Raw genomic sequence first — 20,640 nt, forward strand, 5'->3', positions numbered from 1 at the left:
CTGTACATTTTTTACAGATGAAGGGAGCAGTCATGCTGCGGCCGACGGCTCGCTATGTCCTGCCCGAGTTCACCGAGCGCACCAGCTACGGGACCCGGACGCTGGACCCGTACTCCAAGCTGCTCAGCGAGCGGATCGTCTTCCTGGGGACCCCCATCGACGACGCCTCCGCCAACGACGTGATGGCCCAGTTCGTCCACCTTGAGCACGCCGCGCCGGACCAGGACATCTCGCTCTACATCAACTCCCCCGGCGGCTCGTTCACCGCGATGTGCGCGATCTACGACACGATGCGCTACGTCTCGTGCGACGTGGAGACCGTCTGCCTGGGCCAGGCGGCCACGACGGCGGCGGTACTGCTGGCCGCCGGCACCCCGGGGAAGCGACTGGCGCTGCCGCACGCGCGGATGGTGATCCACCAGCCGTCGCTCGACGAACCGGTCCAGGGCCAGACCGACGACCTCCGGATCCGGGCCGAGGAACTGCTGCGCACCCGCGACAAGCTGGAGCGGATGCTGGCCGAGCACACCGGACAGCCCCGGGAGCGGATCGCCGCGGACCTGGAGCGGGAGACCTTCTTCGACGCGCCGACCGCCCAGGAGTACGGCCTGGTCGACGGGTTGACCCGCGGTCGCAAGCGGTCCGCGCCGCAGCTCGTCGGGCGGTGACCGCGATGTGGCCACCGCAACTGCCGCCGCTGCCCGCCCTGACCCGGGCCGAGGGACAGGTGATCGACCGCTATCTGGAGGTCCTGGATCTGCTGGGCCGGATCAACCCGGCCCGCGGCACCAGCACCTACGGCGGTCTGCGCGCGGCCCAGGCCCTGGTCGCCAAGTCCACCGAGCTGCGGGACGCACTGGCCCTGATGCACGACCGGGGGGAGAGCGAACTGCACACCGAGGCCCTGGGCCGGGCGCTGCGGGTGCTGGACGGGGAGCGGCGGGCGCGGCGGGTGACCGTGCCGCCGCAGGACGGCGCCTGACCCGCTCCGCCGGCGCCCGCGGGAGCCGTACGGGCCCTGACGCGGGGCGCGTTACGGGGGTCGCGCCCCGCGTGTCCGGGACACGTACGGCTCGAAAGTGCGCAGACGGCGTAGCGTGCACGGCTGTTGTAAGGGGGCGAGGAATTGCGCAGGTCGCCGGAAATTCCCGCATCCCTTGGGTTTCGACGCTGGTGACGGCCCCGGCTCCGCGGCCGTTACCGGCCCGCGATATGCAAATCCACCCATTCGGCTCAGACGTGACCAATGTCACATAGGGCATTTTCGGCTCGGAAATCGGGTGGGTGGTGCGTGACGATCCCTTCGACGACAAGCCCCCGCCACAGCGACGGGGCGGTCCGGACGGGCAGCTGATCCCGCCGTCGTCCGGATCACCGGCTGACGAAGGGTTGCGCATGACCAGGCGCGTGCAGATGCCGCATCTGCTGGCGCGTGCCGGCACCGTCTCCGCTCTGACCCTGATCACCCTGGGCGGCCCCGCACCGGCCCCCGGCGTGGCCGCGGAGCCGTCATTAGCCTCCGTTTCCGCCAAGGCCCTGCAGATCGCCGCCTCCAAGGAGGGCTCCCCCTACAAGTGGGGGGCACAGGGGCCGGACAGCTTCGACTGCTCGGGGCTGACGCGCTACTCCTACCGGCGGGCCGGACGGACCCTGCCCCGCACCGCAGCCGCCCAGTACCGGCACACCGAGCATGTGTCGCGTTCCTCCCGCAAGGGCGGCGACCTGGTCTTCTTCCACTCCGGCAGCGGGGTCTACCACGTCGGCATCTACGCGGGCGACGACCGGATCTGGCACGCGCCCAAGGCCGGCGCGGTGGTGCGGCTGGAACGGATCTGGAGCCGCTCGGTCTGGTACGGGCGGGTGCCCTGACCGGCCGGCGCGCCGACGCCCCGTCACTTGACACGGGGCCGGGCGACTTGGCGGCGGCCGGCGCATCGGCCCGACCGTACGGCGGCGTCTCCGGGCCGCCGCACGGGGACGCGGAAACGCCGGGAGCGGCGGTCGGCTGGCGTCGACCCGGCAGGGTGCCGCGGTCGGCCACGGCACCGTCACCCAGACCGTCTTGCCGCCGGACGCCACGGGCTCGACCCAGAGCCGGCCGCCGCGCTCGGCGGCCAGGGAGCGGATGATGACCAGGCCGCGGCCGTTGTCCTGCTGCACCGCGGCGGGCAGCCGGCGCGGCGGGCGGGGATGGGCGTCGGTGACGCCCAGACACAGCCGCTCCTCGCGGTCGAGGCGGAGGGCGACGGTGAAGGCCGGGGACTGGCCGCGGGTGTGCTGGACGGCGTTGGTGGCGAGTTCGGAGACGATCAGCAGCAGATCGTCGGCGGCCGCCGATCCGGGCGGCAGACCCCATCGGGCGAGGACGTCCCGCACATGTCCGCGGGCGGCGGCCACCGAGGCGGGGAGGCTCGGCAGAGTGCGGGTGGATTGCTGGTGGTCTGCCATGACGACGCCGTCCCTTTCCCACCGAGGCGCGGCTCCGGCCGGCGTGCTGCCGGGTTGCCGACCGGGGCCGACGACCTCGGTTGTGTGCTCTGCGCCAGACTGCCACCCATGCTGCCCGTGTGGCGGGCGATCGCCCAAGACATACAGAGTTCTATCGCCGTTCTCTCGCCCGATGCGGTGAACGCTGCTGCGGCGGAGGGCGCTTGGGGTGTATGAGGTCTCCGGGGCGGCGCCGCGGCCCGTCGTGCGCGGCGCCGCCGTCGCCGGGCGACGTCGTCAGACGACCGGCGCGGTCGCCACGATGGTGTGCGCCGCGGTGGCGATCTGGGTGTCCGTCAGGTCCGCGCGGGCGGTCAGGCGCAGCCGGGAGATCCCGTCGGGCACGGACGGCGGGCGGAAGCAGCCGACCGCGAGCCCGGCCGCCCGGCAGTCCGCGGCCCAGCGGACCGCCGCCTCCGGGGAGGGGGCGCGGACGGAGATCACCGCGGCGTCCGGGCGGACCGCCGTCAGGCCCGCCGCGGTGAGCCGGGCGTGCAGGTCCCGCGCCACCTCCCGGACGCGCGCGGGGCGGTGCGGCTCCCGGCGCAGCAGCCGGAGGGCCGCGAGCGCGCCACCGGCCGCGGCCGGTGCCAGCCCGGTGTCGAAGATGAACGAGCGGGCGGTGTTGACCAGGTGCTCGACGACCCGGGCCGGGCCGAGCACGGCACCGCCCTGGGAGCCGAGGGACTTGGAGAGTGTCACGGTCGCCACCACGTCGGCGTCCCCGGCCAGGCCGGCGGCCCGCAGCGCGCCGCGGCCCCCGTCGCCCAACACGCCGAGCCCGTGCGCGTCGTCGACCAGCAGCGCGGCGTCCCGGGTCCGGCAGGCGTCGGCGAGCGCGGGCAGCGGCGCGGCGTCGCCGTCGACCGAGAAGACCGCGTCGGTGACGGCCAGCGCCCGGCCGTGGTGACCGGCCAACGCGGTGCGGACGGCCGCCGGATCGGCGTGCGGGACCACCTCGGTGCGGGCCCGGGAGAGTCGGCAGCCGTCGATGAGGGAGGCGTGGTTGCCGGCGTCCGAGACGACCAGGGTGCCGGCGGCGGTGAGCGCGGTGACCGCGGCGAGGTTGGCGGTGTACCCGGAGGACAGCACCAGCGCCGCCTCGAAACCGCAGAACTCGGCCAGCTCGCACTCCAGTTGGGCGTGCAGTTCGGTGCTGCCGGTGACCAGTCGCGAGCCGGTCGCGCCGGCGCCCCACCGGCCGGCGGCCGCGGCCGCGCCCTGCGTCACCTCCGGGTGCCGGGCCAGTCCGAGGTAGTCGTTGCCGGCCAGGTCGAGCAGCGGGGAGTCGGCCGGCCGGGGCCGCAGGGTGCGGACCAGGCCGGCGCGGCGGCGGGCGGCGCCGGCGGCGTCGATCCAGTCGAACGCCACGCCGGAGGCCGGCCGGGGGACCGCGGCGGGCGGCGCGTCCGGGGTGTCGCGCAGCAGCGGCGGGGCAGGGTCCTGGAGCATCGGCGTCCTTCGTCTGTCGGCCCGGCGGACGAACCCGGTCCCGGGCCCGGCGCGCGGGCGTGCGGAACGGATCCCGGCAACGGGCTTGCGGAGCTTCGATTGTGGGCTGCCGATAGACGTTAGCGGTCGTTCCGCACACAGACGGTGTGGTGATACACACACCCCGATCGACGGGCATTGTGGGAATCCTCCTTGGCCGGGGGCCGGGGCGTACGCCAGGATCATCGCCATGGACCTGCTGAACACACTGGTGGACAAGGGACTGCGGCGCGAGGTGCCGACCCGTGACGAGGCGCTCGCCGTACTGGCGACGTCCGACGACGAACTGCTCGACGTGGTGGCCGCGGCGGGCAAGGTGCGCCGCACGTGGTTCGGGCGGCGGGTCAAGCTCAACTACCTGGTCAACCTCAAGTCGGGCCTGTGCCCGGAGGACTGCTCGTACTGCTCCCAGCGGCTGGGCTCGAAGGCGGAGATCCTCAAGTACACCTGGCTCAAGCCCGACGACGCCTCCAAGGCGGCCGCGGCCGGGGTGGCCGGCGGCGCCAAGCGGGTCTGCCTGGTCGCCAGTGGCCGGGGGCCCACGGACAAGGACGTGGACCGGGTCTCGGAGACCATCGCCACCATCAAGGAGCAGAACGAGGGCGTCGAGGTCTGCGCCTGCCTGGGGCTCCTCAACGACGGCCAGGCGGAACGGCTGCGCGCGGCGGGCGCGGACGCCTACAACCACAACCTCAACACCTCGGAAGCCACCTACGGCGACATCTGCACCACGCACGACTTCTCCGACCGGGTCGAGACCGTCCAGCAGGCCCAGGCGGCGGGGATGTCCGCCTGCTCCGGGCTGATCGCCGGCATGGGCGAGACCGACGCCGACCTGGTCGACGTGGTCTTCGCGCTGCGCGAGCTGGACCCCGACTCGGTGCCGGTCAACTTCCTGATCCCGTTCGAGGGCACCCCGCTGGCCAAGGAGTGGAACCTCACCCCGCAGCGCTGCCTGCGCATCCTGGCGATGGTGCGGTTCGTCTGCCCGGACGTGGAGGTCCGGCTGGCGGGCGGTCGCGAGGTGCATCTGCGCAGCATGCAGCCGCTCGCCCTGCACTTGGTCAACTCCATCTTCCTGGGCGACTACCTGACCAGCGAGGGCCAGGCGGGCAAGGACGACCTGGCGATGATCGCGGACGCCGGGTTCGAGGTGGAGGGCACGGACACCACCACGCTGCCGGCCCACCGCAGGGACACCGCGGACGCCACGGAGCCGGCGGACGCGGCGGCCCCGGCGGACACGGACGCGGAGTCGGCCACCGTGCCGGCCCCCTCCGAGGAGACCCGCCGCGATCTGGTCGCGGTGCGCCGCCGCGGCGCCGGCACCGACCTGCCCCCCAATGCCTGAGCCGCTCGCCCCCGACACCCTGCTGGCGCTCGACCGGCAGCACGTCTGGCACCCGTACGGGCCGATGCCCGGCCGGAGCGAGCCGCTGCTGGTCGAGTCGGCCGCCGGCGTCCGGCTCCGGCTCGGCCGGCCCGCCGAGGGGCGGACCGAGCTGGTGGACGGGATGTCGTCCTGGTGGTCGGCAGTGCACGGCTACAACCACCCGGTGCTCAACGACGCGGCCCGCGGCCAGTTGGCGCGGATGAGCCATGTGATGTTCGGCGGGCTCACCCACGAACCCGCGGTCCGGCTCGCCAAGCGGCTGGTGGACATCACCCCCGAACCGCTGCAGCACGTCTTCCTCGCCGACTCCGGTTCGGTGTCGGTGGAGGTGGCCGTCAAGATGTGCCTCCAGTACTGGCGCTCGGTGGGCAGGCCGGAGAAGCAGCGGCTGCTGACCTGGCGCGGCGGCTACCACGGTGACACCTGGCAGCCGATGTCGGTCTGCGATCCGGACGGCGGGATGCACGACCTCTGGCAGGGCGTGCTGCCCCGGCAGGTCTTCGCCGACACGCCACCGGCCGGCTTCGACGCCCCGCCGGACACCGGGTACGCGGCGCACCTGCGGGAGCTGATCGGCCGGCACGCCGACGAGTTGGCGGCGGTCATCGTCGAGCCGGTGGTGCAGGGCGCGGGCGGGATGGCGTTCCACTCCCCCGGCTATCTGCGGGTGCTGCGGGAAGCCTGCGACGCCCACGGCGTGCTGTTGGTGTTCGACGAGATCGCCACCGGCTTCGGCCGCACCGGCGCGCTCTTCGCGGCCGATCACGCCGGGGTCGCGCCGGACGTGATGTGCGTGGGCAAGGCCCTGACCGGTGGTTATCTGACCCTCGCGGCGACGCTGTGCACCGCGGAGGTCGCCGAGGGGATCTCCCGCGGCGAACTGCCGGTGCTGGCGCACGGCCCCACCTTCATGGGCAATCCGCTGGCCGCCGCGGTCGCCGAGGCATCCATCGAGCTGCTGCTGTCCCAGGACTGGGCACAGGAGGTCAAGCGGATCGAGGCCGGGCTCCGGGAGGGACTGGCGCCCGCCCGGGAGATGCCGGGGGTGCGCGACGTGCGCGTGCTGGGCGCGATCGGCGTGGTCCAGCTCGACCACCCGGTGGACATGGCCGCCGCGACCCGGGCCGCCGTCCGGGAGGGCGTGTGGCTGCGTCCGTTCCGGGACCTGATCTACACCATGCCGCCGTACATCACCGGTGACGAGGACGTGGCGCGGATCTGCGCCGCGGTACGCGCGGCGGCGCGCGAGGGCTGATCCCCGCTGCGGGGCGGAGCCGGCCCGCCCCCGCCCCGCAGCGCCCTCCTCACCACCATCAGCGAAGAGTTCGGAGGCACACCACATGTCGGTGCTGTTCGTGACCGGTACGGGTACCGAGATCGGCAAGACCGTGACCACCGCCGCGATCGCCGCGGCGACGCTGCGCCGGGGCCGCTCGGTCGCGGTCCTCAAGGCCGCCCAGACCGGCCTCGCGGTGGACGAGCCGGGGGACGCGGCCGAGGCGGGGCGGCTGGCCGGCGCGGTCGCCGTCTGCGAACTCGCCCGGTTCCCCGAGCCGTTGGCGCCCGCCACCGCGGCCCTGCGGGCCGGTCTGCCGCCGGTGCGCCCGCAGGAGATCGCCGAGGCCGCCGCGAAACTGGCCGCCTCGCACGACCTGGTCCTGGTCGAGGGCGCCGGCGGTCTGCTGGTCCGCTTCGACGACGAGGGGAACACCCTCGCCGACGCCGCGCGGATGGCCGGCGCCCCGGTCCTGGTGGTCGTCCAGGCCGGGCTCGGCACCCTCAACGCCACGGCGCTGACCGCGCTGGCCCTGCGCTCGCACGGCCTGGACTGCACCGGTGTGGTCGTCGGCAGCTGGCCGGCCGAGCCGGACCTCGCGGCCCGCTGCAACCTCGGCGACCTGCCGCAGGCCGCGGACGCCCCGCTCCTCGGCCTGATCCCGGAGGGCTCCGGCGCGCTGCCGCCGGACGCCTTCCAGGCCGCCGCCCCCGGCTGGCTGGCACCGGAGCTGGGGGGCTCGGGCGCCTTCGGCCCCGCCGACGTCGCCGCGCTCGCGCCGGCCGCCCTCGCGTCGTAGGCCGCTCACCCCGGCCCGTGCCGCGTCGGCCGGCACCCGGAAGGCCCCCGCTTCCCGCGCTGCGCGCGCCGGGATCGGGGCCTTCGGATCGGACGGCCCGGGTCAGGCCGTCCAGGTGCGCAGTTCGTCGGCGATGGCGCGGACGTCCGCGGTGCCGTCCTTGACCATGCGGGCCAGGTCGCGGACCTGTTCGGGGGAGGTGGCGACCTTCAGGCCGCTGGCGACCAGGAAGCCGTAGGCGACGGCGGTCGCGAACATCGCGTTGGAGCGCTCCAACGCCGGGACGTGGAGCAGCAGTTGGAGGAGGGCGGCGGCGCGGTCCTGGGGCTCGGGGTAGACGGGGACGCCGAATATCTCCGCCTCGTGGCGGCCGATCGCGGCCATCAGCGCGCCCCAGTCGGTGACCTGCGGGTCTCCGGGCGTGTGCTGTTCGGCGATCAGGAGGAGCCAGGCGAGATCGATGCGCAGTGTCACGTTGTGCCCGGCAGTCCTTCCCGGTGGTGGGCGTCCCGGTGCCCGGGGGCGGGGCGGGGGCGGTCCGGGCCCGGATCGAGGCCGAACTCCTCGGCGAAGACCCGCTCGTACTGCTTCATGAAGTCCGCGGCGGCCTCGACGAAGGTCTGGCCGACCTCGCCGGCGTCCTTGAGGACCAACTCCTCGATATAGCGGTTCACGCTGACTCCCCGCTGCAGAGCGCGCTCCCGCGCCGCTTCGGCGGTGGCCTCGTCCACCCGGACGTTCAACTGCGTTTTCGCCACGCCTCCATGCTAGCGCGCAGGCGCTAGCACCGGCAAGGGCCGGCGCCGCGGGCGCGCGCCGGGCCACGGGCCATCGGGGCGACCGGGGTGCCCCGTCCGCCGTGCCACCGCCGGGCGGCCCGGACGGATGCCGCACGATGTGAACCGGCGGGCGCGCGCACCGTCCGGCCGTCCCGCCCCTGAAGGAGCGCCGCCGTGTCCGTCCCCGCCCCCGTCCCGCACCTGCGGCGCAGTCTGCGCCGGTTCGACATCATGGCGATGGGCGTCGCCGCGGTGGTCTCGTTCGACGTGATCGGGCAGATCGCGGCGGGCGGCGGGCAGGCCATCACCTGGATCGCGGTGCTCGCGGTGTCGTTCCTGCTGCCGTACGCCCTGCTGTTCGCGGAGACCGGCGCCGCCTTCCCGCAGGAGGGCGGCCCCTATGTGTGGGTGGACGTGGCGTTCGGACGGCTGCCGGCGGCGCTGACGACGATGTTCTACTGGGTCACCAACCCGGTCTGGCTGGGCGGTTCGCTGGCGTTCCTCGCCGCCCGGGCGTGGAACGGCTACGTCTTCCCGCTGGGTTCCGGGACCACCGCCGACTACGTCTTCAAGCTGGTCTTCATCTGGGCGGCCATCCTCACCGCGGTGGTCTCGCTGCGCCGCGGCAAGTGGATCACCACGGCGGGGGCCGCGGCGAAGGTCCTGGCCCTGGCCTTCTTCACCGCCACGGCGGTGGCCTACGGCATCCGGCACGGCTTCCGCGGCCTGACGGAGGCGCACTTCACGCCGACCGCCGCCGGATTCCTGGCGCTGGTCCCGGTGCTGCTCTTCGCCTACGTCGGGTTCGAGGCACCCAACGCGGCGGGCGACGAGATGCTCGACGCGCAGCACGACGTGCCGGTGGCGATCGGGGTGTCCGGCGCCATCGCCGCCGCCTGCTACCTGCTGCCGGTGGCGGCGATCCTGTCCGCCGCACCACCGGGCCAGGTCACCGGGGTCGGCGGTTTCATGGACGCCGCGGAGCTGGTCTTCGGGATCTACGGGAGCTGGCGCGGGCCGCTGTTGACGGGGGCCGCGGTGCTGTTCGCGGTGGCCCTGCTGACCCAGGGCAGCGCCTGGATGATCGTCGCCGACCGGATGCAGGCGATGGCGGCGGCCGACGGCGGCTTCTTCACCCGGGCGTTGGGTGCCTTCCATCCGCGGCTGGGCACCCCGGTCCGGATGAACCTGCTCTCCGGGGTCACCGCCACCGCCTTCATGGTCGCCGCCATGCACCTGGCGCACGGCGACGCCTCGGACGTCTTCGGTGTGGTGCTGGCCGTGGCGATCACCACGCTGCTGCTGTCGTACCTCACGGTGATCCCGGCGCTGTTGGCGCTCCGGCTGCGGCACGGCGAGGTGCCCCGGCCCTACCGGGTCCCGTTCGGCACTGCGGGCTTCACCGTCGCGGCGCTGGTGGTCTACGCCTGGATCCTGCTGGGCTCATGGGTGGCGCTGTTCCCCGGCACGCTGGAGGCCGCGGTCGGCATCCCCTACAGCTTCCGGGCGGTGTGGGGCGTCTCCCGGTCCACCTTCGAGACGTTCACCCTGGGCACCGTCGGACTGCTGCTGGCGGTCGCCGGCGCGGGGTACGTGACCCAGCGCATGTGCGCACAGCCCGGCGACGATCAGCGCCAGTCCGGCCCAGCCGGATAGCGCGAGCGGCGCGACCCCGGTCAGCAGTGCCTCCCCGAGCAGGGTGAACGGCACCTCGGCCGCCTGGGTCGCCTCGACCGCGCCGAGTGCCGCGGGCTGGTGCCGCACCCGGTCGGTGGCGCGGAAGAAGAGGGTGGTGGCCAGCACGCCGGAGAGCAGCGCGACCACCAGCGACCGGGTCAACTGGCCGCCGGACGGCGGGCCTTGGGTGACCGCCGCGGTGCCGGCCAGCGCCAGCCAGAGCGGTAGCGACCCCAGCGTCATGGCGAGCGTCCGCTGCACCCCGTCCAGGCCGTCGAGCCCGAGCAGCCGGCGGTTGCCGAGCGGGTAGGCGACGGCGGCGACGAGGACGGGCAGCACCACCCGCAGCGCGTCCCCGGCGCCGGTGCCGCCGGAGTGCTGGAGCTGGGTGAGGACGACCCCCACCACGATGAGCGCGGAGACGCCCAGGGTGCGCAGCGGGACCCGGCCGCCGCCGAGCGCCCCGAGGGCGATGCCGGCGACGATCACCAGCTGCCAGGTGGCGGCGACCAGCCATCCGGCGCCGTGTTCCCCGGCCCAGGTCAGCGGCGCGTAGAAGAGCCCGAAGCCGACCGTGGACCAGCCCAGCCAGACCCCCGGCCGGGCCCGCAGGCTGCGCAGCACTGCGGGGAGCCCGCCGCGCACCGCCACCAGCGCGAGCAGCGGGACGGTCATGAACAGGTAGCGCAGGCTGGCGCTCCACATCCAGGAGCCGCCGGCCACGCTCATCATCCGGTTGAGCACGAAGGTGGTGGCGAAGCAGGCGGCGGCGAGGACGCCGAGGCCCATGGGGAGGACGACGCCGCTCCGTGCGCCGCGCGCGGATATCGGCACGGTTCTCCCTTCCGTAACGGCGTTACAGCACGCCCTTCGGCGGACATGACCTGCGGTTCTCCCCTGCCGACGGGGTCGGCGGAGGACATGACATCGAGAACTGACATCTGAAATGTTAGTGCTCCCCCATCCGGTCCCGGGAGCCGGGGTCGGCCGCTTAGGATCGGGGGGTGACCGCACTGGGACCGGTGCCGAGAAGGCTGCTGCGCGACGAGGCGTACGACGCCCTGCTGGAGGCGATCGTCGCCGGCGAGCTCCCGCCCGGGCAGAAACTCCACGACGGCGAGCTCGCCGAGCGCCTGGGCCTCTCCCGCGCCCCCGTACGCCAGGCGCTCGCCCGCCTCACCGCCGAACGGCTGGTGGTGTCCAAACCGCAGAGCTACACCCGGGTGGCCCCGGTCGTGGCCCAGGAGATCCGGGACGCCCTCGCCGTCGTCCAGGCCATGCACGCACTCGCGGTGCGCACGGCGGTGCCCCGCCTGACCGGGGAGGACCTGGCGCGGATGCGGGCGGCCAACGCCGCGTTCGTCCGCGCCCTGGACGAGGAGGACCCCGCCGCCGCCCTCGCCGCCGACGACGCGCTGCACGCCGTGCCCATCGAGGTGTGCGGCAACGAGGCGCTGGCCGAGACCGTGCGCCGGTACACCCCGCTGCTGCGCCGGCTGGAGCGCCGCCGCTTCTCCAGCGCCGCGGCGCGCGCCTCCGCCGCCCGCCACGACGCGCTGATCGACGCCTGTGCGGCGGGCGACACCGGGACCGCGGTGGCGCTGTCGGGCGAGATCTGGGGCGGGCTCGATGCGGAGGCCGTCGCGGAGGAGGAGGCCGCGGCGGCACAGACCCACCAGCCGCCGTCGAGGACTCCGTAGCACGGCGGAGCGTGCGCCGTCACGGGGTGCCGCCGGACCGGCCCGCGTCACGGTCGGATTGCGGCCACCCCGTTCGAGCGAGCCGAATCGTTCTTCCTGCCGCCGTTCGAGCGAGCTCCGGAATGCGCCCGCATCGGCCGGGGGAACGGTCGGGCTACCGACACGGGGCCGGCCGGCCCCGTCCTTGCGCGCGGAGGAAGACATGCCCATCGAAGACACTCCGGAGGCCCGGCTGCCGGCCGCCGTCACCGTCGAACTCGGCGCGTTCCAGGTCGAGACGGTCCGCTCGGTGTCCGGTCCGGCGTTCGGCACCGCGCCGCCCTGCGGGGGCCCACTGGACGGCGCGGGCCGGCCGGGCGAAGTCACCATCGTGCGCGGCCCGGACAAGAGCGCCGCCTTCACCGACTGGCTCACCAGATGCCTGGTGGAGCGGGCCGCCGACCGGTCCCGGCAGGCGGTCACGGTGGTCCACTACGCCGCCGACCGCACCCCGCTGCGCCGCTACCGCCTCGCCGGCGCCGTCCCGACCGCGTGGCAGACCCCCGACGACGGGACGGACGCCGGCCCGGCCGAGGAGTCGGTGACCCTGGCGTACGAGGAGCTGACCGTCTCGGGCTGACCGGCCGCCGGCGGTCCGGCCGGCCGGGAGTCCCGGTGCCGCCCGCCACGGGCCGGGGCTCTCGCGCACGCGGCACCGGACCGACCGTGGTTGCATGTCCCGTGGCACGTAAACGATTTGACGGTGATCACGTCTCAAGGGGGCCCACATGCCACGTCCGTTCCGCTTCGGCGTCAATATGCTCACCCTCGACACCGGCCCGGCCTGGCGCGAAAAGTGCCGCCGGGCCGAGGAGTTGGGCTATGACGTGCTGCTCGTCCCGGACCATCTGGGGTGGCCGTCGCCGTTCCCCGCACTGGTGGCCGCGGCCGAGGCGACCGAGCGCCCGCGGGTGGGCACCTTCGTCCTGAACGCCGGATTCTGGAACCCGGCCCTGCTGGCCCGCGAGGTCGCCACCACCGACGCGCTGACCGGCGGACGGCTGGAGCTGGGCCTGGGCACCGGGTACGTCAAGGCCGAACACGACGCGGCCGGACTGCCCTTCGGGACGCCCGGTCAGCGGGTGGACCACCTGGAGCGCACGATCACCGAGCTGGACCGGCTGCTCGGCGACCCCGAGCACCTGCCCCGGGCCGCCCAGCGGCCCCGCCCGCCGCTGCTGATCGGCGGCAACGGCCCGCGGATGCTGCGACTCGCGGCGCGGCACGCGGAGATCGCGGCGTTCACCGGCGGACGCCAGGCACCGGGCAAGCCGGAGGGCACGCTGGAGCTGCTGCCGGCCGAGAAGCTGGCCGCCTCGGTGGCCGCGTACCAGGAGTACGCCGCGGACCGCGCCGAGCCCGCCGAGCTGAACATCCTCGTCCAGCAGGTGCTGGTCACCGACGACCGGCGGGCCGCCGCCCGGGAGTTCGCCGGGCACTCGGTCGGGGTGGACGAGGAACAGGCGCTGGAGGTGCCGACGCTGCTGATCGGGACGCCGGCGCAGATGGCCGACCAGCTGCGCGAGCGCCGGGAGCGGTACGGCTTCTCGTACATCACCGTCCTGGACCCGTTCCTGGAGGCGTTCGCGCCGGTCGTCGAGGAGCTCAAGGGCAGCTGACCGGAGGGCCGGCGCCGGTCCGCGGCGCGGAATCCGATCGACAGGACGGCGGGCCGGTGATGGGATCCCGCCATGACTGATATCCACATCAGGGCCGGCGGTCCGGCCGATCTCGACGCCGTCCTGGCCTTCTGGAAGGTGGCCGCCGAGGGCACCAGCATCAGCGACGACGGCGACGGCGTGGCGCGCCTGGTGGCGCGCGACCCGGAGGCGCTGCTGCTCGCCGAGCGGGGCGGCGAGCTGGTGGGCACGGTGATCGCCGGCTTCGACGGCTGGCGGTGCCATCTGTACCGGCTGGCGGTCCATCCGGACCACCGCCGGCGCGGGATCGGCGGCGCGCTGCTGACGGCGGCCGAGGAGCGGTTCGGCGCGCTCGGCGGGCGGCGCGGGGACGCGATGGTGCTGGACCGCAACGACCTGGCGCACCACGCCTGGCGGGCCGCCGGGTACGCGCCGGAGCCGCAGTGGAGCCGCTGGGTCAAGCCGCTGGACGCCTGACCGCCCCCGACTGCCGCTTCCGAGGAGCCCGCCCCGCCACCGGGGACGGGCTCCTCATCCTTCTCCCCACCCGCCGGTTCCTCCCCACCCCACCGCTTTGCCAATCCTTTACCATGGGTTTCCGGGAGCACGGACTCCCGCGAAACCCTCCGCTACGAAAGGTGTGTGAGCGTCCGGCCATGGCCGAACCTCCTCGTCGTCATGCGTCCTCCCGACGGGGCGCGAACCTCCCGAACGTGTCCGACCATGGGACGGAGGTGACCCGATGACCGACCTGCTCCTGCTGGCCGTGGCACTCCTGCTGACCCTGGCGTGCGGCGTCTTCGTCGCCGCGGAGTTCTCGCTGACGACGGTCGAGCGCGGCGATCTGGAGCGCGCCGCCGCCCGCGGCGAGCGCGGCGCCGACAGCGCCCTGAAGGCGGTGCGCGGACTGACCTTCCAGCTGTCCGGCGCCCAGCTCGGCATCACCGTGACGGGCCTGATCATCGGCATGCTCTCCAAGCCGGCGATCGCGACCGTGCTGGAGGGGCCGCTGACCGCCATCGGGCTGCCGGGCTCCGCCGCGGACTCGGTCGCGCTGGTCCTCGGGACCGCGCTGTCCACCGTCGTCCTGATGGTCGTCGGCGAACTGGTCCCCAAGAACTGGGCGATCTCCAGCCCGCTGGCCGTCGCCAAACGGGTGGCCACCGCCCAGCGCGGCTTCAGCGCCGCCTTCAAACCGCTGATCACGCATCTGAACAACACCGCCAACCGGACCGTGCGCCGGCTGGGCCTGGAGCCGGCCGAGGAGCTGGCGTCCGCCCGCGGCCCGCAGGAGCTGGTGGCGCTGGCCCGGCACTCCGCCAAGGAGGGCGCGCTGGAGGCGGACACCGCCGAGCTGTTCGTCCGGACGCTCAACCTCGCCGATCTGACGGCGGAGAACGTGATGACGCCGCGGGTGCAGGTGGTGGCGCTGGAGGTGCAGTCCACGGCCGAGGACGTGGCCAATGCGACCCGGGCCACCGGGCTGTCCCGCTTCCCGGTCTACCGCGGCAACCTCGACAGCGTGGTGGGTGTGGCGCACATCAAGGACGTGCTGGCCGTGCCGGCCCATCTGCGGCCCCGTCGCCCGGTCTCCGAGCTGCTGCGCGAGCCGCTGCTGGTGCCCGAGACGCTGACCGTGGACCGGCTGCTGGACCGACTGTCCGGCCGGCGGACGATGGCCGTGGTCATCGACGAGTACGGCGGCACGGCCGGGGTCGCCACCCTGGAGGACATCGTCGAGGAGGTGGTCGGCGAGGTCCGCGACGAGCACGACCCGCTGGAGCTCCCGGACCTGGCACCGGCCGGTACCGACGCCGACGGACGGGCGGTCTACCACGCGGACGGCGCGGCCCGCTCCGACCAACTGGCGCGGATCGGGCTGCGTCTGCCGGAGGGCCCGTACGAGACCCTGGCCGGGCTGATCGCCACCGAGCTGGGGCGGATCCCCGAGCGCGGCGACACCGTGGCGGTGGCCGGCTGGACGATGGACGTGCTGGACGCCGCCGGCCACCGCGCGGCGCGGGTGCTGCTGCACGCCCCGCCGGCCGGTGTCCCGGACGGCGAGGAGGCCGGCCGATGACCGCACTCCAGTTGTTCGTGGGGCTGTTGACGCTGGTCGTCAACGCCTTCTTCGTGGGCGCCGAGTTCGCGCTGATCTCGGTGCGCCGCAGCCAGATCGAGCCGTACGCGGAGGCCGGGGACCGTCGGGCGGGCAGCGTGCTGTGGGGCCTGCAGCACGTCTCGGCGCTGCTGGCCGCGGCGCAGCTGGGCATCACGCTGTGCACGCTGGTGCTGGGCGCGGTCGCCGAACCGGCCATCGCGCACCTCCTCGAACCGGGCTTCGACGCGGTGGGGATCCCGCACGCGCTGATCCACCCGATCTCGTTCGTGATCGCGCTGGCCGTGGCGACCTATCTCCACATGCTCTTCGGCGAGATGGTCCCGAAGAACGTGGCGCTGGCCGAGCCGGTGCGCAGCGCGCTGCTGCTCGGCCCGCCACTGGTGGCGCTGACCCGGGCCCTGCGCCCGGTGATCTTCGCCATCAACGCGCTGGCCAACGGCCTGCTCAGGCTGTTGCGGGTGGAGGTCAAGGACGAGGTCGCGGCGACCTTCTCGGACGCCCAGTTGGCCCAGCTGGTCGAGGACTCGCGGGCCGCCGGACTGCTCGACGAGCGGGCCCAGGAGCGGCTCCGGGACGCCCTGGAGCTGGGCCGCCGCCCGGTGCGGGACGTGGTGCTGCCGGTGGGCGAGGTGGTCTCGGCGCGCATCGGGACCACCGCCGAGGAGCTGGAGCACCTGGCCGCCGAGTCCGGCTTCTCGCGGTTCCCGGTCGTCGACGACACCCGGCGGATCCTGGGCTATCTGCACGTCAAGGACGCCTTGGACGCGGCTCCGCGCAGCGCGCCGTTCCCGGTGTCGGCGCTGCGCCCGATCGCCAGGGTCCGGGCGGCGACCCCGCTGGACGACGTGCTGACCGCGATGCGCGGCTCCCGTACGCACCTGGCGGCGGTGATCGGCGACGACGGCAAGCTGGCCGGGCTGGTGACGATGGAGGACGTGCTGAGGGAGCTGGTGCTGCAGCGGCCCGCGGCCTGATCCCCGCGCCGGGCCGGGGCCGGTGACGGCCCGGCCCGAACGGTGGGCACCCCCGAGAACCCCGGCACTGACCGATCGGTTAGATTACTAACCGATCGGTCAGTCGCGTGCGGCCCACCCCGCCGCGGCGGCCCGGTCACGCATCCGTACGCGCACGTGACGAGGGGGAAACACCATGGAACGCACGACCTGCTGCGTGGTGGGCGGCGGCCCGGCCGGCATGATGCTCGGGCTGCTGCTGGCCAGGGCCGGCATCGAGGTGACCGTCCTGGAGAAGCACGGGGACTTCCTGCGCGACTTCCGCGGCGACACCGTCCACCCGTCCACCCTGAACCTGCTCGACGACCTCGGCCTCGGCGCGAAGTTCGCCCAGCTGCCGTTCCCGAAGCTGGAGGAGATGCGGATCCAGATCGGCGACACCACCGTGGTGTTGGCCGACATGCGGCGCATCCCCGGCCGGCACAAGTACTTCGCCATGGTCCCGCAGTGGGACTTCCTCAACCTGATCGCCGGCGCGGCCGCCCAGGAGCCCTCCTTCAGCCTGCGGATGCGCACCCGGGCCACCGGACTGCGCACCCACGGCGGCCGGGTGACCGGAGTGCACTACGTCGACGAACACGGCGAGCCCGGGGAGCTGGCCGCGGACCTGACCTTCGCATGCGACGGCCGGGACTCGCTGATCCGGGAGCAGGCCGGGATGCGGCAGCAGTACTTCGACGTCCCGATGGACGTCTGGCAGATCCGGGTGGACGCCCCGGCCGACGCCCTCAAGGAGAGCCGGGTCTTCGGCCGGTTCGGCGGCGGCCAGGCCGCGGTCACCATGGACCGCGGCAGCTACTTCCAGACGTCCTACCTGATCGACAAGGGCCAGGACGCCGCCATGCGCCGCCATGACATCCAGTGGCTGCGGGACCGGCTGGGCACGCTGTTCGACTGGGACGACGAGGTCACCGGCACCATCGGCTCCTGGGACGAGGTCAAGCTGCTGGAGGTCACGTTCGGGCGGCTGCGGCGCTGGCACCGGCCCGGCCTGCTCTGCCTGGGGGACGCCGCGCACACCATGTCGCCGGTCGGCGGGGTCGGGGTCAACCTCGCCCTCCAGGACGCGGTGGCCGCCGCCCGGATCCTGGCCGGTCCGCTGCGCCGCGGGACGGTCGGCAGCGACGATCTGGCCCGGGTGCAGCGGCGGCGGGAGTGGCCGATGGCGCTGGTCCAGAAGTCACAGCAGGGCGAGCACGCCATGATCCGCGCCGCGCTCGACGGAACGCTGCACGGGGACCGGCTGCCGGTGCCGATGCGATTGCTGCGGCGGGTGCCGGCGCTGCGGACCGCCACCGGCTACCTCGGCGGCATCGGCTTCCGACCCGAGCCGACCCCGGAGTTCGCCAAGGTCAGGCCCGGCGCACCACGGCGTTGAGGGTGAAGGTCTCCAACTCGGCGGCGGCGGCGTCCAGATCGAGGTCCGGGTGGGCGAGCCAGTGCCCGATCACCCCGTCGATCGCGCCGCCGATCGCCAGCGACATCGTGCGGGTGTCGAACTCCCGCAGCACGCCCGCCTCCTGACCGTCCGCCAGGAGCGCGGCGAGGGTCTGCCAGCGGCCGTAGGTGTCGTGCGACCCCGGTGCCTTCAGGCGGGTGCCGCCGTGGTCGTCGAGCAGCATCTCGGTGATCACCCGGACCTGGCGGCGGTGGTCCCGCTGGTAGGCGATCATCGCGTGGACGTAGGCGAGGAGCGCCGCCAGCGGGTCCGCGGCCTGCGCGACCCGCTCCCGGACGTAGCCGCCGAACTGGTCCAGCACCTGGGTCAGCGCCGCCTGGGTGAGGTTGTCCTTCGAGGAGAAGTGGTAGAGCACCGCCGCCTTGGAGACCCCGGCCCGCTCGGCGATCGCGGACAGCGAGGTCGACGGGTAGCCGCGGGTGGAGATCAGCTCGATGGTGCAGTCGATCAGCTGTTGCCGGCGGGCCCGCTCGGTGAACGTCGCCGCCTCGGGATCCGCGCTCCGCCGAGGACTCATCCCACGCCCACCTCTGTCTTTCGCTGTCTGTGCACGGTCCGGACTCCGGCCGCCATCGACCGTACACCGCGGGATAGGATCACCGCGCCATGGAGACGAATGTGCCATACAACAGTTTCGTCGCGGTCGGCGACAGCTTCACCGAGGGCATGTCGGACACCCTCCCGGACGGCTCCTACCGCGGCTGGGCGGATCTGCTCGCCGCCCGGCTCGCGGCGCGGGCGCCCGGCTTCCGGTACGCCAACCTCGCCGTGCGCGGCAAGCTCATCGACCAGATCGCCGACGAGCAGTGCGGCCCCGCCGCCTCGATGGGCGCGGACCTGGTGACGCTGGTCGGCGGGCTCAACGACGTACTGCGTCCCCACTGCGACGTGGCGCGGGTGTGCGCGCGGCTCCGGGAGTGCGCGGACCTGCTGGCGCGCGGCGGCGGGCAGCTGGTGCTGATGCGCAGCCCGGGCCGCCGCGGGCCGGTGCTGGAGCGCTTCCGTCCGCGGATGGAGGAGCTCTTCGCGACGATCGACGAGCTGGCGAGCCGGCACGGCGCCGTGGTGGTGGACCTCTACGGCTCCCGGGCGCTGGCCGATCCGCGACTGTGGGCCGAGGACCGGCTGCACCTGAACGCCGAGGGGCACCGCCGGGCCGCCGAGGCGGTCTGGCAGGCGCTGGGGCTGCCCGCCGAGGCGGACTGGGACGCGCCGCTGCCGGCCGAGGCGCCGCCGCGCTGGACCGCCCGGCGCACCGCCGACCTGCGGTTCGCCCGTGAACATCTGGTGCCGTGGATCGGCCGCCGGCTCACCGGGCGCTCCACGGGCGACGGCCGCACGGGCGCCCAGTTCAGCGCCGAGTCGGGCCGAGCCTTCTGGATAGGCCCCGCGGACGACGCGAACCCCGGCCCCGTGACGGGCTGGCGCCAGGTCGGGGCGTGACCCGCCGCACCTGACGTCACGTCAGAAGTGGTGCGCTCGTCAGCCCGGTACGGCGGTGGTCAGCGCGCCGAGGATCAGGGCGGCGTCGCGCCGCCGGCCGGCGATCAGGACCGTGCGGTCGCCGTCCCGGCATTCGATGACGGCGCAGTCGTACTTGTAGGCGGTCGGCCAGAATGCGGGGTCGTCGGGGCCGAGCGAGCGGACGCACCGCACGGTCAGCGTCTCCGGGAGCGTCCGGCGGGCGACGCGTCCGTCGGGGTCCGGGGTGGCCGCCGGGCGCCCGTCCCCCACCACCAGGTGGTCGAAGCCGGCGACGCTGTAGGGCACGTCCCCGTACACGCTCGCGCGCACGCACCGCCTCCCGGTGGGCGGAACCGGGACGATGTCACTGGTGTCCGCGGCGCGGCGCATCCGCCCCGCCATCCACCGCGCGAACAGCACGGCCAGCAGCGCGACGGGCACCGCGGCGCCCGCCACCAGCAGGAACGCGTCCCGCACCGCGTCCGCCAGGAAGCTCGTCGTGGCGCCGAGCACGCCCAGCACGAGGAGCACCACCAGCGCCGCGGTGAGCTGCCACGGAGCGGCATGGGCCGCGGTGGACGGGTGGCGCCGGCGCCACCGACCCAGCAGCAGCGCGCCCAGTCCGAAGGGCAGCGCCACGAAGCCGAGCGCGGCCGGCAGCCGACCGTCGTCGGCCGGTGACGTCCACGCCTCCTGGGTCGCGGCCCCGAACCGCACCGCGCGGACCTCGCCCCGCCAGTACGTCAACGCCACCGTGTCCCCCGCGTGCACGGCGTCGAACACCGGCGACGGCCGGGGCATCCGCACCCGCCGCGCGATGCCCGTGCCGCGCTCGGTGAGAAGCAGCCAGTACCGGACGCTCTTGCCGCTGTGCTCGTACACCGCGCCCTTGACGACCGCCGGCGCCGTCGTCGTGCAGGAGGCCGACCGGGTGCCGGCCGGGCAGGCGGACGCCCCGGCGTACGCCCGGTTGCTCGCCTCCGCGAGGGGCACCACGGCGAACAGCCCGGCCGACACCAGCACGAGCAGCACGCCGATGCCCACGGGAAGCCGCGCCCGCCAGCGGCGGCGCGCCCCTTCCGTCCGATCCGTCATCCTCGACTCCCCCTCCGACCGCTCGCGGCCCCCGTTGATCGTCGGGCCCCGCGCACATTCTGCTCGGCATCCTGCGCCCGGATGTCCCTGGGTAACCCGTGGCGAACCGGATGTCCGGATGTCCCGCTGCGGCGCGGCGCTCCCGCGGCCCGCACCCGGCCCCGCCGGGCGGCCTCCCGGTCGGCTGGGCAACCCCGACCCGAGGT

20 protein-coding genes and 2 pseudogenes are annotated in these 20,640 nt (G+C 74.2%); 15 read left to right on the top strand and 7 right to left on the bottom strand.

The window, feature by feature from the left end; translation table 11 throughout:
• The first annotated feature begins 32 nt into the window (after positions 1 to 32).
• From JNO44_RS37345 to JNO44_RS37355, 3 genes are all read left to right on the top strand, one after another.
• Positions 33 to 668 (top strand): ATP-dependent Clp protease proteolytic subunit, encoded by a 636-nt coding sequence (locus JNO44_RS37345; protein WP_205371212.1) that lies wholly within the window; start codon positions 33 to 35, stop codon positions 666 to 668.
• Positions 669 to 673: 5 nt separating this feature from the next.
• Positions 674 to 982, top strand: coding sequence for a hypothetical protein (locus tag JNO44_RS37350; protein WP_205371214.1), 309 nt, complete (start codon positions 674 to 676; stop codon positions 980 to 982).
• A 413-nt stretch (positions 983 to 1,395) separates the two neighbouring features.
• Positions 1,396 to 1,869: a C40 family peptidase gene (locus JNO44_RS37355; protein ID WP_205368446.1), complete on the top strand. Its 474-nt coding sequence runs from the start codon at positions 1,396 to 1,398 to the stop codon at positions 1,867 to 1,869.
• Between the two features lie 156 nt (positions 1,870 to 2,025).
• Here the strand turns inward: JNO44_RS37355 and JNO44_RS37360 are convergent.
• Both JNO44_RS37360 and JNO44_RS37365 read right to left on the bottom strand, forming a co-directional pair.
• Positions 2,026 to 2,448 (bottom strand): annotated as a pseudogene (locus JNO44_RS37360) (ATP-binding protein); the annotation flags it as partial.
• A gap of 276 nt (positions 2,449 to 2,724) precedes the next feature.
• On the bottom strand, positions 2,725 to 3,939 hold the full coding sequence (locus JNO44_RS37365; RefSeq protein ID WP_235095240.1) for an 8-amino-7-oxononanoate synthase: 1,215 nt from the start codon (positions 3,937 to 3,939) through the stop codon (positions 2,725 to 2,727).
• Positions 3,940 to 4,168: 229 nt separating this feature from the next.
• Between JNO44_RS37365 and bioB the strand changes: the two genes are divergently transcribed.
• From bioB to bioD, 3 genes are all read left to right on the top strand, one after another.
• A complete protein-coding gene (gene bioB / locus JNO44_RS37370) occupies positions 4,169 to 5,329 on the top strand; it encodes a biotin synthase BioB (protein ID WP_205368447.1) in 1,161 nt (386 codons plus the stop codon).
• Positions 5,322 to 6,626, top strand: a complete 1,305-nt coding sequence (locus JNO44_RS37375; protein WP_205368448.1) for an adenosylmethionine--8-amino-7-oxononanoate transaminase — start codon at positions 5,322 to 5,324, stop codon at positions 6,624 to 6,626. Before bioB ends, JNO44_RS37375 begins: the two co-directional genes overlap by 8 nt.
• A gap of 85 nt (positions 6,627 to 6,711) precedes the next feature.
• A complete protein-coding gene (bioD, locus tag JNO44_RS37380; protein WP_205368449.1) occupies positions 6,712 to 7,446 on the top strand; it encodes a dethiobiotin synthase in 735 nt (244 codons plus the stop codon).
• Positions 7,447 to 7,548: 102 nt separating this feature from the next.
• Here bioD and JNO44_RS37385 read toward each other — a convergent pair whose 3' ends face one another.
• Positions 7,549 to 7,920, bottom strand: coding sequence for a fic family toxin-antitoxin system, toxin component (locus tag JNO44_RS37385; RefSeq protein WP_205368450.1), 372 nt, complete (start codon positions 7,918 to 7,920; stop codon positions 7,549 to 7,551).
• Complete coding sequence (locus JNO44_RS37390) at positions 7,917 to 8,204, bottom strand: hypothetical protein (protein ID WP_205368451.1); 288 nt, start codon at positions 8,202 to 8,204, stop codon at positions 7,917 to 7,919. The genes JNO44_RS37385 and JNO44_RS37390 overlap by 4 nt, the downstream gene beginning before the upstream one ends.
• Before the next feature lie 195 nt (positions 8,205 to 8,399).
• Here JNO44_RS37390 and JNO44_RS37395 point away from each other — a divergent pair, with 195 nt between their 5' ends.
• Positions 8,400 to 9,881 (top strand): APC family permease, encoded by a 1,482-nt coding sequence (locus tag JNO44_RS37395; RefSeq protein ID WP_205368452.1) that lies wholly within the window; start codon positions 8,400 to 8,402, stop codon positions 9,879 to 9,881.
• A gap of 9 nt (positions 9,882 to 9,890) precedes the next feature.
• Here JNO44_RS37395 and JNO44_RS44120 read toward each other — a convergent pair.
• Positions 9,891 to 10,691: pseudogene (locus JNO44_RS44120) on the bottom strand (multidrug resistance efflux transporter family protein); the annotation flags it as partial.
• Positions 10,692 to 10,906: 215 nt separating this feature from the next.
• On the opposite strand from JNO44_RS44120, the gene JNO44_RS37400 reads away from it, so the two are divergent.
• The 7 genes from JNO44_RS37400 (at position 10,907) to JNO44_RS37430 (ending at position 17,794) form a co-directional block, all read left to right on the top strand.
• Positions 10,907 to 11,602 carry a GntR family transcriptional regulator gene (locus JNO44_RS37400; RefSeq protein ID WP_205368453.1) on the top strand — a complete coding sequence of 232 codons (696 nt, stop codon included), beginning with the start codon at positions 10,907 to 10,909 and terminating at the stop codon, positions 11,600 to 11,602.
• A gap of 202 nt (positions 11,603 to 11,804) precedes the next feature.
• On the top strand, positions 11,805 to 12,221 hold the full coding sequence (locus tag JNO44_RS37405; protein WP_205368454.1) for a phage tail protein: 417 nt from the start codon (positions 11,805 to 11,807) through the stop codon (positions 12,219 to 12,221).
• Between the two features lie 148 nt (positions 12,222 to 12,369).
• Positions 12,370 to 13,260 carry an LLM class F420-dependent oxidoreductase gene (locus JNO44_RS37410; protein WP_205368455.1) on the top strand — a complete coding sequence of 297 codons (891 nt, stop codon included), beginning with the start codon at positions 12,370 to 12,372 and terminating at the stop codon, positions 13,258 to 13,260.
• A gap of 72 nt (positions 13,261 to 13,332) precedes the next feature.
• Positions 13,333 to 13,758 (top strand): GNAT family N-acetyltransferase, encoded by a 426-nt coding sequence (locus JNO44_RS37415; protein WP_205368456.1) that lies wholly within the window; start codon positions 13,333 to 13,335, stop codon positions 13,756 to 13,758.
• 265 nt (positions 13,759 to 14,023) lie between these two features.
• Positions 14,024 to 15,361, top strand: coding sequence for a hemolysin family protein (locus tag JNO44_RS37420; protein ID WP_205368457.1), 1,338 nt, complete (start codon positions 14,024 to 14,026; stop codon positions 15,359 to 15,361).
• A complete protein-coding gene (locus JNO44_RS37425; protein ID WP_205368458.1) occupies positions 15,358 to 16,377 on the top strand; it encodes a hemolysin family protein in 1,020 nt (339 codons plus the stop codon). Before JNO44_RS37420 ends, JNO44_RS37425 begins: the two co-directional genes overlap by 4 nt.
• 175 nt (positions 16,378 to 16,552) lie before the next feature.
• Positions 16,553 to 17,794 (top strand): FAD-dependent oxidoreductase, encoded by a 1,242-nt coding sequence (locus JNO44_RS37430; RefSeq protein WP_205368459.1) that lies wholly within the window; start codon positions 16,553 to 16,555, stop codon positions 17,792 to 17,794.
• Here the strand turns inward: JNO44_RS37430 and JNO44_RS37435 are convergent.
• On the bottom strand, positions 17,769 to 18,392 hold the full coding sequence (locus JNO44_RS37435) for a TetR/AcrR family transcriptional regulator (protein ID WP_205368460.1): 624 nt from the start codon (positions 18,390 to 18,392) through the stop codon (positions 17,769 to 17,771). The genes JNO44_RS37430 and JNO44_RS37435 overlap by 26 nt on opposite strands.
• A gap of 89 nt (positions 18,393 to 18,481) precedes the next feature.
• Here JNO44_RS37435 and JNO44_RS37440 point away from each other — a divergent pair, with 89 nt between their 5' ends.
• Positions 18,482 to 19,318 carry an SGNH/GDSL hydrolase family protein gene (locus JNO44_RS37440; protein ID WP_205368461.1) on the top strand — a complete coding sequence of 279 codons (837 nt, stop codon included), beginning with the start codon at positions 18,482 to 18,484 and terminating at the stop codon, positions 19,316 to 19,318.
• Between the two features lie 39 nt (positions 19,319 to 19,357).
• On the opposite strand, the gene JNO44_RS37445 is transcribed toward JNO44_RS37440, so the two are convergent.
• Positions 19,358 to 20,434, bottom strand: a complete 1,077-nt coding sequence (locus JNO44_RS37445; protein ID WP_205368462.1) for a hypothetical protein — start codon at positions 20,432 to 20,434, stop codon at positions 19,358 to 19,360.
• Between the last annotated feature and the right edge of the window lie 206 nt (positions 20,435 to 20,640).

This window comes from Streptomyces noursei, from assembly GCF_016917755.1.
Taxonomy (GTDB): Bacteria; Actinomycetota; Actinomycetes; order Streptomycetales; family Streptomycetaceae; genus Streptomyces; species Streptomyces yunnanensis.